Origin of the sequence: Citrobacter rodentium NBRC 105723 = DSM 16636, from assembly GCF_021278985.1 — a bacterium.
Classification (GTDB): Bacteria; Pseudomonadota; Gammaproteobacteria; order Enterobacterales; family Enterobacteriaceae; genus Citrobacter_A; species Citrobacter_A rodentium.
Genome location: NZ_CP082833.1, coordinates 4,609,587 through 4,623,705 on the forward strand (window position 1 = coordinate 4,609,587; position 14,119 = coordinate 4,623,705).

Sequence of the window (14,119 nt, forward strand, 5' to 3'; positions counted from 1 at the left end):
CTTTCAGCGTGAGTATTGACCGAGCGCCGTGGTCTTAAGCGCCACGGTGCACTCATTAAATGTGGATGTGATGAATAAAAATAAAATAACGCTTATCGCCGCTTTGCTGACGCTTTCCGTCAGCGCATATAGTCGGGACATCAACAGTACCAACGAAGGCGCCAGCGGATTCTGGGGCGCGTTTAATAACTATCAGCCTGATGGCGGCAAAGCCGTCACCGCGCCGGATAACGACGGCCTGGTCAGCACACCGGCAACCCGCCGGATCGGCAACCAGCATAACGGCATAAATGATAACGCATGGTGGAGCATGATCCACGATGCGGTGATGTATCACCCGTCGATTCGCAGCGAAATCGCCACCCTCGACGCGGCGGGATTTAATATTGACGTGGCGGCCGCCGGTTACCTGCCGACGCTCAGCGCCGGCGTTACCTCCGACCGCCAGCAGGACGAAGCCTCCGGCCATATCGCCACCGTCGGCCTGTCGCAAATGCTCTATGACTTCGGGAAAACCGGCAGCGCCGTTGATGAGGCCACGGCGAAGTACATCGAGCAAAAGAGCGGCGTGCTGGAGCAAATTGACGACATCGTGCGTAAGACTGCGTTGGCGCTGAACGAAGCGCACCGCTACCGCCAGCTGCTCGACATTGCCGAACAGCACGTGCTCGCGGTAAACGACGTCTGGCAATTGACCCAACTTCGCGCCGAAGCGGGCGCCAGTTCCAGTATCGATCCGGTACAGGCCGAAGCGCGGGTGAAAGAGGCGCAGGCCGGAGCGCACAACGCGGCCATTAAGCTGCAACAGCAGGAGGATCACCTGGCGTTTCTGCTCGGCTATCGCCAGCCGGCGCAGGCCATCCCCTCGCCGACAGAGGTCTTTACCCGCGCGCTGCCGACCGATGCCGACGCCTCGCTCAACCCGACGCTGCTGAAAGCGCAGGCCGGGCTGGCGGTAGCGCAGGCGGGACTGCGCAACGCCAAAGCGCAGAACTACCCCACCGTCTCGCTGGAGATGAACTCCAACCGCTATCTGGGCGATATTTCTAACTACCAGAGCCACGACCACTATAACAACGTCTACGTGTCGGTCAGCGGCAAACTGTACCAGGGCGGCGCGCTGCAGGCGCAGCAGAACGCCAGCGCCAGCGCGCTGGCCGCGGCGCAAACTAACGTTGAAAAGGTCCGTCTCAGCATCGCCGACGAGCAGCGCGGCTACCTGACCAGCATTGACGGACTCCAGCGCAATATTGAAATCCTCAACGGGCGGCTGGACACCATCACCCGCACCCGTGAGCTTTACAAAATGCAGTACCTGTCGCTCGGCACGCGCAACGTGCTGGATCTGCTTAACGCTGAGCAGGAAATCAGCAGTTCGCAGCAGGATCTGATCAACGCCCGCCACGATCTGTGGAGCGCGGAGATCGGCTACCTGGCGTCGTCAGGATTAGCCAGGCGCTATTTCGGCCTGGAAAACAGCAGCCTCGGTGGTTTTACCATTGAAGCCGCGCAGCCAGAAAGGAGATAAATATGACACATAAACAGGCTGGCACGGACGCCGGCGGCGCGCCGCCGCGTCACTACAACGACTGGCTGGAACTACTGCTGCTGATCGCCCGCTTCTACCGCATCGACGGCTCCGCCGAGCGGGTGCGCGGCGAAGCCGAATGGCGGCATACGCAGATGAAGGAAGAGGCGCTGGTGGAGATGATGGCTCGCCATCTTGGGCTGTGCGCCATCTTCGATCGCTTTAACGAAGGGCTGCTCGACCCGTGGCGGCTGCCGATGATCGTCGATTTCGGCGAGCGGGGGCTGGGCGTGATTGAGGCGATCTCCGCCGACGGCGAGGTCGAAGTGCGCTTCAGCGGCGAAACGCCGCTGGCGACCCGCCTTACCCGCCAGCAGGTCTGCGAGGCGGCAAAACGGGTGGTACGGGTCAAGCCGGAAAAGGCGGTGCCGGATGCCCGCGTCGACGATTACATTAAGCCTTACGAAGAGAACTGGCTGCGGCGCACCATCCTTCAGGAGTGGCCCGGCTACATCAACGTGATGGCGGCTTCGCTGGTGGCGAACGTGCTGACCCTGTCAGCGATGCTGTTCTCAATGCAGGTGTACGATCGGGTGATCCCAGCCCAGTCGACGCCAACGCTGTGGGTGCTGTTCAGCGGCGTGGCGATAGCGATGACCTTCGTCTACGTCATGCGCATGGCGCGGACGTGGATCTCCGATACCCTCGGCAAGCGCGCCGACGTGCGCATCTCGGATCGCGTCTTCGGCCACGCCCTGCGGCTGCGCAGCGAAGCGCGGCCTAAATCAACCGGCTCCTTTATTGCCCAGATCCGCGAACTGGAGCAGATCCGCGAGCTTATTACCTCCACCACCATCGGAGCGATAGCCGATCTGCCCTTTTCCCTGCTGTTCCTCGCCCTGCTGTGGCTGATGGGCGGCTGGCTTGCGCTGGTGCCGCTGGTGGCGATCCCCTTGATCGTGCTGCCGGGACAACTGCTGCAGCCGGCGCTGGCGAAGCTGTCACGGGAAACCATGCGCGAGTCGGCGCTGCGTAATGCGATTCTGGTCGAGTCGGCGCAGGCGCTGGACGACATTAAATCCCTGCGCGCCGAACCCTACTTTCAGAACCAGTGGAATCACCTGACCGCGACCATTGGCGATACCGCCCGCCGCCAGCGCTTCGTCAGCGGCCTGCTGATCAACTGGACTGCCGAGGTCCAGACCCTCGCCTATGTCACGGTGATCCTGATTGGCGCCTTTTTCGCGATGGAGGGGGAGATCTCCACCGGGGTGCTGATCGGCTGCTCCATGCTGGCGTCGCGCATTATGACCCCCCTCACCCAGCTGGCGATGGTGATGACCCGCTGGCAGCAGGCTAAAGTCGCCCGCGAAGGCGTCGAAAGTCTGCTGAAAAGCGAAGTGGACGCGCCTGAAAACGGCAGCCAGATAGCCCTGAGCAAAATTCATGGCGAGTTTGTCATCAAAGATATGCGCTATCGCTACGACGAAGAGTCGTCGGCCAGCGTGCTGGATATCGCCTCGCTGACCATCCGCCCCGGCGAAAAGGTGGCGGTTCTCGGACGCAACGGCTCCGGCAAATCAACGCTGCTGCAACTGCTCTGCGGTCTGCTGCACCCGCGTGAAGGCACGCTGCTACTCGACGGAGTGAAAATGGCCTCCATCGATCCGCAGTGCGTGCGCCGCGACGTGGCGTACCTCAGCCAACAGTCGGCGCTGTTCTACGGCACCGTCAAGCAGAACCTGCTGCTCGGCGCGCCTACCGCCAGCGATGAGCAGATCCTCGCCGCGCTGGAGCTGAGCGGCGCTATCCACTGCGTGCGTAGCCTGCCGGAAGGGCTCGACTACCTGCTGATGGAAGGGGGGCGCGGCTTGTCCGGCGGCCAGCGCCAGCAGCTGTTGCTGGCCCGTACCCTGCTGCGCGATCCGCAGATTCTGATTCTGGACGAACCGACGGCCTGGCTTGACGATGGCATGGAGAAGCACATCGTCGAAGGGATGAAGCAGTGGCTGGGACAACGCACGTTGATTGTCGCCACCCATCGCCCGGCGGTATTGCAGCTGACGGAGCGCGTGCTGTTTATCGATAACGGCAAAATCATGCGCGACGGCAGTAGAGAGGAGATTCTGCGCCCATCGCCGCGTCCGGCGACGGTGAAATCCCAGGAGGTGGCGTGATGAACGGATTCGACAAAGTAGGCAGCGGACTGCGCTGGCTGCGACGACACTTTTTCGGCATGGGACAGAGCGTTATCTGGCTATGCGTACTGCTGCTGGGGCTGTTCTGGCTGTGGGCCTGCATGTTTCGTCTCGACGAGGTCACCACCGGCACCGGTAAAATTATCCCCAGCGCCCGCGAGCAGCTGATTCAGTCGCTGGAAGGCGGGATCCTCACCGAAATGAAGGTACAGGAAGGCGATATCGTGCAGGCAGGCCAGGTGCTGGCGCGGCTCGATCCGACCATCGCGGGCGCGGGAGTGGATGAGGCGCAAGGGAAGCTGCGCGCGGCGCTGGCGATGTTCTCCCGCCTACACGCCGAAGTGGATGGCACGCCGCTAATGTTTCCACCGGAGCTGAAGGGATTTCCTCAGCTGCTGGAGGATGAAACGTCGCTGTACCATTCACGGCAGAATAACCTGAAGGCGTCGCTGAGCGGCCTGCAGGACGGGCTGGCGCTGGTCAATAAAGAGCTGCGCCTGACGGCGTCGCTGGTCGCTAAAGGGGCGGCGAGCGATGTGGAAGTACTGCGTCTGCGGCGCCAGGCCAACGATCTGCAGTCGAAGATTGACGACACCCGCAACCAGTATATCGTCAAGGCGCGCGAGGAGCTGGCGAAGGCCGCCGCCGAGGTGGAAGAACAGAAGTCGGTGATCCGCGGTCGCGCCGACTCGCTTAAGCGCACCACGCTGTACGCGCCGGTGAAGGGGATCGTCAAAAATATTGAGGTCAACACCATCGGCGGCGTCGTACAGCCGCGCGGCAACGTGATGGAGATCGTGCCGATCGACGATCGCCTGCTGGTGGAGGTGGAGATTTCGCCGCGCGACGTGGCCTTTATTACGCCGGGTCAGAGAGCGAAGGTGAAGCTTACCGCCTATGACTACCACATCTACGGCGGACTGGAAGGCAAAGTGGTCTTTATCTCGCCGGATACGATTCAGGATGAGGTGCACCGCGATCGGTACTATTACCGGGTCTATGTCAGAACCGAAAAGGACTATCTGACCAATCAGCTGGGCAAACAGTTCCCGCTCTATCCGGGCATGATCGCCACCGCCGACATCCACACCGGCAGTAAAACCATCATGGAATATTTAATCAAACCGCTGAACCGCGCCCGCGAGGCGCTGCGCGAGCGGTAATCCACCAGCCTTCAGGCAGACGAAAAAAACCGGGCTTCACGCCCGGTTATTCATTATGCAAAAGAGAATTAATGCGCCGCTTCCGGCTTGTGCTTCTGCGCACTCTGGAAGCCATAGGTCAGCGCATTTTTCTCTTTATCCAGCGCGACGGTCACCTGTCCGCCATCGACAAGCGAACCGAACAGCAGTTCGTTAGCCAGCGGTTTCTTCAGGTTATCCTGAATCACGCGGGCCATTGGGCGTGCGCCCATCGCCCGGTCGTAGCCCTTCTCAGCCAGCCAGTTACGCGCTTCCTGACTGACTTCCAGAGAAACGCCCTTCTGATCCAGCTGAACCTGCAGCTCGACGATGAACTTATCGACAACCTGATGGATCACCTCGGTAGAGAGGTGCTCGAACCAGATAATGTTGTCGAGACGGTTACGGAACTCCGGCGTAAACACCTTCTTGATTTCACCCATCGCGTCGGTGCTGTTGTCCTGATGAATCAGGCCAATTGATTTACGCTCGGTTTCACGCACGCCGGCGTTAGTGGTCATCACCAGCACCACGTTGCGGAAATCGGCCTTGCGCCCGTTATTATCGGTCAGCGTCCCGTTGTCCATGACCTGCAGCAGCAGGTTAAAGACGTCCGGGTGCGCCTTTTCAATCTCGTCAAGCAGCAGCACCGCGTGAGGATGCTTAATCACCGCATCCGTCAGCAGACCGCCCTGATCGAAGCCCACGTAGCCCGGAGGCGCACCAATCAGGCGGCTCACGGTATGGCGCTCCATATACTCGGACATATCAAAGCGCAGCAGTTCAATACCCAGCGCTTTCGAAAGCTGCACCGTCACCTCGGTTTTCCCGACCCCGGTTGGACCGGCGAACAGGAACGACCCGACCGGCTTATGCTCGTGCCCCAGCCCCGCGCGGCTCATCTTGATGGCTTCGGTCAGCGCCTCAATGGCGTTATCCTGACCAAAGACCAGCATTTTCAGCCGATCGCCGAGGTTTTTCAGCGTATCGCGATCGCTCTGCGACACGCTTTTCTCCGGGATCCGCGCGATCCGCGCCACCACCGATTCGATATCCGCCACGTTGACGGTTTTCTTACGCTTGCTGACCGGCATCAGCCGCGCACGCGCGCCGGCTTCGTCGATCACGTCGATCGCTTTATCCGGCAGGTGACGGTCGTTAATGTATTTCACCGCCAGCTCCACCGCCGCACGAACCGCTTTCGCCGTGTAGCGAACGTCGTGATGCGCTTCATACTTCGGCTTCAGGCCGTTGATGATCTGCACGGTTTCATCCACCGACGGTTCCGTAATATCGATTTTCTGGAAGCGGCGCGCCAGCGCGCGGTCTTTTTCGAAAATATTACTGAACTCCTGATAGGTAGTGGAGCCAATCACGCGGATCTTGCCGCTGGAGAGCAGCGGTTTAATCAGATTCGCCGCATCCACCTGGCCGCCCGATGCCGCGCCGGCGCCAATAATAGTGTGGATCTCATCAATGAACAGGATGCTGTTGGTATCCTGCTCCAGCTGTTTCAGCAGCGCTTTAAACCGTTTTTCGAAGTCGCCGCGGTATTTGGTGCCCGCCAGCAGCGAACCAATATCCAGCGAGTAGATAGTGCAGTCGGCCATCACCTCCGGCACGTCGCCCTGGACGATGCGCCAGGCCAGCCCTTCGGCAATCGCCGTTTTACCGACGCCGGATTCCCCCACCAGCAGCGGGTTATTTTTACGCCGACGGCACAGCACCTGAATGGCGCGCTCAAGCTCTTTTTCCCGGCCAATCAGCGGGTCGATGCCGCCAACGCGGGCAAGCTGGTTCAGGTTAGTGGTGAAGTTCTCCATACGTTCCTCCCCGCCAGCTTGTTCTTCGTTGCCCGGCTGATTGCCCGGATCGGAAGCGTGACCCGGCTCATCTTTGCGCGTGCCGTGAGAGATAAAGTTGACCACATCAAGACGGCTGACCTCATGCTTACGCAGCAGATAGGCCGCCTGAGACTCCTGTTCGCTAAAGATAGCGACCAGCACATTAGCGCCAGTCACCTCACTGCGTCCGGAAGACTGTACGTGGAAAACCGCGCGTTGCAGAACGCGCTGAAAGCTCAGCGTCGGCTGCGTGTCGCGTTCTTCTTCACTGGCAGGCAGAACGGGTGTGGTTTGTTCAATGAAGGCTTCGAGTTCCTGACGGAGCGCCACAAGGTCCACGGAACACGCTTCCAGCGCTTCGCGGGCCGAGGGGTTACTGAGCAGCGCCAGTAACAAGTGCTCGACGGTCATAAACTCATGACGGTGCTCGCGCGCTCTGGCGAAAGCCATGTTTAAACTGAGTTCCAGTTCTTGATTGAGCATAGGCACCTCCCCCAATTTTTATGCCTGCATTCAGGCTTTTTCCAGCGTACACAGCAACGGATGCTCGTTCTCCCTCGCATACTTGTTCACCATCGCCACCTTGGTCTCCGCGACCTCTGCGGTAAAGATGCCGCAGATGGCTTTACCCTGATAGTGAACCGCAAGCATCAGTTGCGTTGCACGTTCTACATCATAAGAAAAGAATTTCTGTAACACGTCAATAACAAACTCCATCGGAGTGTAATCATCATTGACTAATATCACTTTATACATAGATGGCGGTTTTAGCGCGTCGCGCACTTTATCTGCCGCCAGCTGGTCAAAATCCAGCCAGTCGTTCGTCTTACCCATTGTCAGTCGTCATCTTCGGTTACGGTTACCGGCAGTCTGCGCTGCCGCTGACGGGAGCAGATTTGCATATTCAATCTACCTCAATTAACAGATAACTATCATCTATCACTGGCATCCGCGACATCTGTCACATTACGGCAAATAGCGTTAACTGCTTCAAATTTTTGATTCATTTTTACCCGCTCCCCCCCGTCAAACGCTTGACGCCTTGCCTGATTTCTCTAAATTGTAGTTTTGAGAGTTGGCGAGGTTTTATACAGCTCCCACTCCACCACCGGTTCATTCCATCTTACTTATAAGATTCACGAAGGATGTCGAAGCATGGAAACGGGTACTGTTAAGTGGTTCAACAATGCAAAAGGGTTTGGATTCATCTGCCCTGAAGGCGGCGGCGAAGATATCTTCGCTCACTATTCCACCATTCAGATGGATGGTTACAGAACGCTAAAAGCCGGACAACCTGTCCAGTTCGATGTGCACCAGGGGCCAAAAGGCAATCATGCCAGCGTCATCGTGCCCATCGAGGCAGAAGCTGTTGCATAGCTCTACTGTCTCATTGTGTACATCCCGCAGACAAAATGCCAGCCCGATCGGCTGGCATTTTTATTTTCTGTTTTACCTCCGGCAATGCCGGACAGCGGCTTCGCCTTATCCGGCCTGCGCGCGCCTTATTCCCGCGCCAGCGCGTCGACCGGGTCCAGCCGCGCCGCGTTACGCGCCGGCAGCCAGCCGAACAGAATCCCGGTAAAGGTCGAGCACAGGAACGCCGTCAGCAGCGCCATCGGCGAGAAGCCAATCTCCCAGCCCGGCAGAAATAGTTGCAGGGTAAAGGCAATCAGCATCGACAGGCCAATACCCAGCGCCCCGCCCACCAGACAAACCAGCACCGCTTCAATCAGAAACTGTTGCAGCACATCGCTGGCCCGCGCGCCGACCGCCATGCGGATGCCGATCTCCCGCGTCCGCTCGGTCACCGACACCAGCATAATATTCATAACGCCAATCCCGCCGACTACCAGCGAAATCACCGCCACCAGCGTCAGGAACAGCTGAAGAGTACGTGTGGTCTTTTCTGCCGTTTTCAAGACCTCGTCCATATTCCAGGTAAAGAAATCCTTTTTGCCGTGCCGCAGGGTTAACAGGCGGGTAAGCTGCTGCTCCGCCTGGGCGCTGTCAAAGCCGTCCTTCACCCGCACGGTGATCGAATTCAGCCAGGACTGTCCCATGATGCGCCCCGACATGGTGCTGTAAGGCAGCCAGACGCGGAGAATTTTGCTGCTGCCGAACATCGACTGCTTCTCTTCCGTCACGCCAATCACCGTCGCGGGCATATTGCCGACCAGGATCACCTCGCCTGTCACGCTGGCCTTATGCGGAAACAGCTGACGCCGGGCATTGCTGTCGAGCACCACCACCTGCGCGCGTCCGTTAAGCTGCTCGCGGTTGAAGGTGTTCCCTTCGCGGAAGGTCATGCCGTAGACGTTAAAATAGTCGCCGTTCACGCCGTTGGCGCTGGCCGCCACATCGATATTGCCGTAACGCAGGCGCAGGTTCTGCGAGACGGCGGGCGTCGCCGACGTTACCCACGGCTGTTTCTGGATAGCGATGAGATCGTCATACTTCAGCGCCTGCTGATACTGCGGATCGTCATCGCCATAATCTTTGCCGGGATAGATATCAATGGTGTTAGTGCCGATGGCGCGAATATCGGCCAGCACCAGCTGTTTCGCCGCATCGCCCACCACCACAATCGACACCACCGACGCGATGCCGATAATGATCCCGAGCATGGTCAGCAGGGTGCGCATCTTATTCGCCGCCATTGCCAGCCAGGCCATGGTCAGCGCCTCGCGAAAACCGCTGACGAACTGGCTCCAGCCGGACGCCGTTGTCACCGTCGGCTCCTGAATGCCTTTCCCCTGCGGGACCGGCCGCGACGGCGGATTACGCACGATCTCGCCGTCATGAATTTCGATCACCCGCTCAGCCTGTGCGGCAACCTGCGGATCGTGGGTGACGATAATCACCGTATGACCGCGATCGCGCAGCTGGTGCAGGATCGCCATCACCTCTTCGCCGGATCGGCTGTCGAGCGCGCCGGTCGGCTCATCGGCTAAGATCACCTGTCCGCCGTTCATCAGCGCGCGGGCGATACTGACGCGCTGCTGCTGGCCGCCGGAAAGCTGCGAGGGGTGATACTCCACGCGCTCTCCCAGCCCCAGACGCTGGAGCAGCGCCTGCGCCCGCGCCAGCCGCTGTTTACGCTCGACGCCAGCATATACCGCCGGCACCTCGACGTTCTGCGCCGCGCTCAGGTGCGACAACAGATGATAGCGCTGGAAGATAAAGCCAAAATGTTCCCGGCGCAGCTGCGCCAGCGCATCGCGGTCGAGCGTTGAGACATCGCGCCCCGCCACCCGGTAGGTGCCGCTGGTGGGTTTATCGAGACAGCCGAGAATATTCATCAGCGTCGATTTACCGGAACCGGAAGCGCCGACAATCGCCACCATCTCCCCGGCGTTAATTTGCAGGTTGATGCCTTTGAGCACCTCGACCTGCTCCTCTCCGGAGGGATAGCTGCGGCGGATATTACTCAGATCAAGCAGCGCCGTCATTGCGCCGCTCCCGGTTTACCTTCGCCGATAACCACTTCATCGCCCGCTTCCAGTCCTTTAACAATCTCGACGTCGGTGTCATTACGCGCGCCGATGGCGACTTCGCGCTCGCGGGTTTCGCCGTTACGCAGCAGGGTCACTTTATAGCGGTTATCGCCGACCGGATCGCCCAGCGCGGAAAGCGGAATGGTCAGGACGTTTTTCACGTCGGTCAACTGGATATGCACCTGGGCGGTCATATCCAGCCGCAGAATGCCCTTCGGGTTCGGCACTTCAAAACGGGCGTAATAGAAAATGGCGTCGTTCACTTTTTCCGGCGTTGGCAGCACATCTTTCAGTACCCCTTCATAGCGGGTCTGCGGGTCGCCCAGCACGGTAAACCACGCCTTCAGCCCCGGCTTAAGATAGATTACGTCAGCTTCCGAAACCTGCGCTTTCACCAGCATGGTGCTCATGTCCGCCAGGGTCAGAATATTCGGTGCCTGCTGCGCCGCAATCACCGTCTGCCCTTGCAGAGTGGTGATTTGCGTCACTTCGCCAGCCATCGGCGCGACGATGCGGGTGTAGTCGAGGTTGGTACGGGCGGTATCCAGTGAGGCCTGATTGCGCTTGATCTGCGCATCAATGGTGCCGATTTGCGCCTGTTTTACCGCCATCTCCGTCGCGGCGGTATCCAGATCCTGGCGCGAAACGGCCTGGGTTTTCGCCAGCTGCTGCTGGCGGCCATATGTGACCCGTGCCAGCTTCAGCTCGGCTTCGGCCTGCTGGCGCTGGGCCCGCAGTTCCATCAGCGTCGCTTCCACCTCTTTGATCTGGTTTTCCGCCTGTTCCGGGTCGATGACGCCAAGCAGCTGGTCTTTCTTCACTTTATCGCCAATCGCCACCGACAGCGTTTTCAGCTGTCCGCTCACCTGGGCGCCGACGTCAACCTTACGCAGCGCATCCAGTTTACCGGTGGCGAGTACGCTCTGTTGCAGATCGCCCGGTCGCACAATCAGCGTCTGGTAATTAGGCAGCGGCGCGTTCAGCGTCCGCCAGAGGGCAACGCCCCCCAGGATAAGAATGAATATAACCAGCAGATAGCGCTTTTTAATTTTATTTCCCTTGATACCCATATTAATCCTGATGATAGATTTCCAGCCGACATTCAACCTTAACTAAACAAATCGTAAACGCAAAGACGCGCGCGGCGGACATTGACGATTGGTTAAGATTTGGCATGTTTCAATTTTCGCAAACATCGCGTTGCGGATTTCGATCATGACACAGATTACTGATAATACCTGGTACACGTCTGACGTTGGCTCCCCTTTACAATTATTTATGCGTCTGGCGCGCGGCCAGCTACTGCTGGGTAAATTCTGGCGCAAGGCCAGCTTCCGGCGGAAGTTTTTACTTCGTTCACTATTAATGCCGCGGGCAACCAGCCAGCTTCTTGGTAATCTGACCCAATGGCCGGAGCTGGATACGCTCCTGACGCGCCAGCCGCGCCTGCCAATTCGTCTGCATCGTCCCTATATGGCGGTGAATATCAAACGCGACACCGCCTTAAACGCGCTCTGTACGCATTATGAAACGATGCGTAATCTGTTAAGCCGGGAACAGCAGGCGAGTTATTTAAGCCATTACGGCCTTAACCTTGCGCAAATGACGGCGAAAAACGATACGCCGTTCCAGCTGGATTTAGTCAGCCTGGTTTCTCTGGATAAAGAGGGAGAGAGCACGGTCGTTATTCGCGATGAGCAGAAACGTATTCTGGCGGAAATAACCTTCACCTTCTGCCATTTACACGGCAAGCGCACGCTGTTTATCGGTGGTTTACAAGGCGCGGCGAATGATGTTGCGCATGAGGTTATACAGCAGGCGACAAAAAACTGTTATGGACTCTTTCCGAAAAGGATTGTGATGGAAGCGCTGTGCCAGTTTGCCCGGGTGGCGCAGGCGGAACAGATCCTGGCGGTCAGCAACGCGGTACACGTTTATCGCTGCTGGCGCTATATGGACAAAAAAACGCAGATGCATGCCGACTACGATGCATTCTGGGCGTCGCTGGGCGGCGAAAAGACCGACGGCGATTACTTCTCCCTGCCGTTATCCATTGCGCGAAAAAGCGAAGCGGAGATCGCCAGCAAGAAGCGCGCAGAGTACCGCCGCCGCTACGCGCTGCTCGACAGCGTGGTGGAACAGGTCGCGCAGCAGTTTACAAATTAATCGGCTCTGCCGCGCGCCAGCCACAGCACGCGGGAAAACATTTTGCGCAGCAGCACCGGCACCGCATCAACCCCGCGCCGCCCGGCCTCCATCGCCACCTCAATGGCCAGGTCGGGCTTCGATGAGCGATGGATCGCCTTAGTGATGATTTTACGGGTATTCATCGGCACATTTTCCGGGATCTGCGCCACCCGGTGGAAAACGTCAGAGAAGCCCTGCCGGTACATAAAATGCTCCATATCCAGCGCAGGCAGCGCGGTCAGGTGCTCGCGCTCCTCCTCGCGGTCGTTATTCAGCAGGCTGCGCACCGTGGCGGCATATTTTTTGCCTGCCTCATCGCCGTCAACCAGCACATGCCATTCGATGCCCATCCGCCGGGCGAACTTCACCAGCGGCTTCAGTCCGGACTGGGCGAACTCGATAACCTTAATCCCTTCCGCATCAAAGTGATGGCCGCACTGGCGCGCCAGCTCGTTGATCACCCAGGTTTCCGTCTCGCCCTCTACCAGCAGCCAGCAGCGGGCGAACAGCGAAGAGGCGCGGTTAAAGCGGATATGAAAAGCAATCCGCCGCCCGTCCTCGGCGCTCAGCCCTCCCGGCCCCAGCCGCCAGGCCGCCACGCGCGACGAGTCCCGCACCAGGCGGCAGACATGTTCGACGGGGGTTAAAGACAGCAGTTCGCCGGAATTGGTGGTGGTGATGCGCTGAAGCGGCAGCAGGTTCAGCAGTTGCCAGGCCACTGACAGCATAATCGGATGCAGGCGCGTTTCCGGATCCTCCACCAGCAGCAGCGGCCTGGCGTCTTTATGCAGCCGGACGGTGCCTTTCGCCTGTAGCAGCGTCGAGAACAGACCCAGCAGGATCACCCGATGGCTGCGTCCGCCGGGCTTGTCGATCATCCGGTTGATAATATCGAGGTAGCGCCAGCTGCGCTGCTCGTTCGTCGAGCGGCGGCGCATGAGCCGGTGGCGGGAGTGCGCCGAGGTTCCCTGCTCGGTAAAATAGTGCTCCAGCAGTTGCACCATTGCCGAAAGCCCCTGCCGAATCTGGCCGTCCGTCAGGTTCTGCGGACGCGTCGCCAGTTCTCGGGCGAGGAAATCCAGCTGCCGGGCGGTGACCTCCACGTCCGGCACCTCCGGCACCGTACCGTTACGGATGCGGCGCATAAAGCGCGCGTCGCGCAGCCGCAGCACCGGCATTAAGCGCACCAGATGCCGCGCCAGATCGTTAATATCGTCAACCGGCAGCGGATGCCCGTCACCGTCGAGAAAACTGCGCAGCGTCATCACGCTGCCATCTTCCGCAGAATCGCCTTCCAGACGATAAAAGATACGCCGATAGCCGTCGTGACACGGCGACCAGCACGCCTCCAGCGGCCGGTAACGGCGCCCCCGATGGCGTCCGGGCTTCGATTCGCGAAAGGTCAGCACAATATGCAGGTGGTGTTCGCGCCCGTTGACATCGCCCGGCGGGAACCAGAAATCATCGCGCCGGAAATGGTACAGCTCGATTTCCGGGGAGAGCAGCAGGGTTAACGCGTCGAGTAAACTGGATTTACCCCAGGCGTTTTCGCCAATCAGCACGTTGTTTTGCTCAAGCATTAACGACAGCCGATTAATACCGCGAAAACCCACAATCTCAACGCGTTCGAGAATCATGTTTCCTCCAGAAAATCATTCCGTTTCCTTTAACTTCTCGCAGTATAACT

Annotated in this window: 11 protein-coding genes; 5 read left to right on the plus strand and 6 right to left on the minus strand. The window is 59.0% G+C overall.

Annotation, left to right across the window (positions count from 1 at the left end):
• Positions 1 to 70 precede the first annotated feature (70 nt).
• The 3 genes from K7R23_RS21995 to K7R23_RS22005 are packed head-to-tail and all read left to right on the plus strand — an operon-like array spanning position 71 to position 4,889.
• Positions 71 to 1,528, plus strand: a complete 1,458-nt coding sequence (locus K7R23_RS21995) for a TolC family protein (RefSeq protein ID WP_024132564.1) — start codon at positions 71 to 73, stop codon at positions 1,526 to 1,528.
• A 2-nt stretch (positions 1,529 to 1,530) separates the two neighbouring features.
• Complete coding sequence (locus K7R23_RS22000; protein WP_012905221.1) at positions 1,531 to 3,705, plus strand: type I secretion system permease/ATPase; 2,175 nt, start codon at positions 1,531 to 1,533, stop codon at positions 3,703 to 3,705.
• Positions 3,705 to 4,889, plus strand: a complete 1,185-nt coding sequence (locus tag K7R23_RS22005) for an HlyD family type I secretion periplasmic adaptor subunit (protein WP_012905220.1) — start codon at positions 3,705 to 3,707, stop codon at positions 4,887 to 4,889. Before K7R23_RS22000 ends, K7R23_RS22005 begins: the two co-directional genes overlap by 1 nt.
• Before the next feature lie 68 nt (positions 4,890 to 4,957).
• Here K7R23_RS22005 and clpA read toward each other — a convergent pair whose 3' ends face one another.
• From clpA to K7R23_RS22020, 3 genes are all read right to left on the minus strand, one after another.
• Positions 4,958 to 7,234: an ATP-dependent Clp protease ATP-binding subunit ClpA gene (gene clpA / locus K7R23_RS22010; RefSeq protein WP_012905219.1), complete on the minus strand. Its 2,277-nt coding sequence runs from the start codon at positions 7,232 to 7,234 to the stop codon at positions 4,958 to 4,960.
• Positions 7,235 to 7,264: 30 nt separating this feature from the next.
• Positions 7,265 to 7,585 (minus strand): ATP-dependent Clp protease adapter ClpS, encoded by a 321-nt coding sequence (gene clpS, locus K7R23_RS22015; RefSeq protein ID WP_012905218.1) that lies wholly within the window; start codon positions 7,583 to 7,585, stop codon positions 7,265 to 7,267.
• A 98-nt stretch (positions 7,586 to 7,683) separates the two neighbouring features.
• Positions 7,684 to 7,758 (minus strand): hypothetical protein, encoded by a 75-nt coding sequence (locus tag K7R23_RS22020; RefSeq protein ID WP_217968143.1) that lies wholly within the window; start codon positions 7,756 to 7,758, stop codon positions 7,684 to 7,686.
• A gap of 148 nt (positions 7,759 to 7,906) precedes the next feature.
• On the opposite strand from K7R23_RS22020, the gene cspD reads away from it, so the two are divergent.
• Positions 7,907 to 8,128, plus strand: a complete 222-nt coding sequence (cspD, locus tag K7R23_RS22025) for a cold shock-like protein CspD (protein WP_012905217.1) — start codon at positions 7,907 to 7,909, stop codon at positions 8,126 to 8,128.
• Positions 8,129 to 8,253: 125 nt separating this feature from the next.
• On the opposite strand, the gene macB is transcribed toward cspD, so the two are convergent.
• Positions 8,254 to 10,200, minus strand: coding sequence for a macrolide ABC transporter ATP-binding protein/permease MacB (gene macB, locus K7R23_RS22030; RefSeq protein WP_012905216.1), 1,947 nt, complete (start codon positions 10,198 to 10,200; stop codon positions 8,254 to 8,256).
• Positions 10,197 to 11,315, minus strand: coding sequence for a macrolide transporter subunit MacA (macA, locus tag K7R23_RS22035; RefSeq protein ID WP_012905215.1), 1,119 nt, complete (start codon positions 11,313 to 11,315; stop codon positions 10,197 to 10,199). The genes macB and macA overlap by 4 nt, the downstream gene beginning before the upstream one ends.
• 145 nt (positions 11,316 to 11,460) lie before the next feature.
• Here macA and K7R23_RS22040 point away from each other — a divergent pair, with 145 nt between their 5' ends.
• On the plus strand, positions 11,461 to 12,411 hold the full coding sequence (locus K7R23_RS22040) for a VirK/YbjX family protein (RefSeq protein WP_012905214.1): 951 nt from the start codon (positions 11,461 to 11,463) through the stop codon (positions 12,409 to 12,411).
• On the opposite strand, the gene K7R23_RS22045 is transcribed toward K7R23_RS22040, so the two are convergent.
• A complete protein-coding gene (locus K7R23_RS22045) occupies positions 12,408 to 14,069 on the minus strand; it encodes an ATP-dependent endonuclease (RefSeq protein WP_012905213.1) in 1,662 nt (553 codons plus the stop codon). The two genes, K7R23_RS22040 and K7R23_RS22045, sit on opposite strands and share 4 nt — an antisense overlap.
• Positions 14,070 to 14,119 lie beyond the last annotated feature (50 nt).

Bases quoted from the DNA above. Each gene is read 5' to 3' on its own strand.
- K7R23_RS21995 (WP_024132564.1), top strand. From the start codon at position 71: ATGAATAAAAATAAAATAACGCTTATCGCCGCTTTGCTGACGCTTTCC.
- K7R23_RS22000 (WP_012905221.1), top strand. From the start codon at position 1,531: ATGACACATAAACAGGCTGGCACGGACGCCGGCGGCGCGCCGCCGCGT.
- K7R23_RS22005 (WP_012905220.1), top strand. From the start codon at position 3,705: ATGAACGGATTCGACAAAGTAGGCAGCGGACTGCGCTGGCTGCGACGA.
- clpA (WP_012905219.1), bottom strand. From the start codon at position 7,234: ATGCTCAATCAAGAACTGGAACTCAGTTTAAACATGGCTTTCGCCAGA.
- clpS (WP_012905218.1), bottom strand. From the start codon at position 7,585: ATGGGTAAGACGAACGACTGGCTGGATTTTGACCAGCTGGCGGCAGAT.
- cspD (WP_012905217.1), top strand. From the start codon at position 7,907: ATGGAAACGGGTACTGTTAAGTGGTTCAACAATGCAAAAGGGTTTGGA.
- macB (WP_012905216.1), bottom strand. From the start codon at position 10,200: ATGACGGCGCTGCTTGATCTGAGTAATATCCGCCGCAGCTATCCCTCC.
- macA (WP_012905215.1), bottom strand. From the start codon at position 11,315: ATGGGTATCAAGGGAAATAAAATTAAAAAGCGCTATCTGCTGGTTATA.
- K7R23_RS22040 (WP_012905214.1), top strand. From the start codon at position 11,461: ATGACACAGATTACTGATAATACCTGGTACACGTCTGACGTTGGCTCC.
- K7R23_RS22045 (WP_012905213.1), bottom strand. From the start codon at position 14,069: ATGATTCTCGAACGCGTTGAGATTGTGGGTTTTCGCGGTATTAATCGG.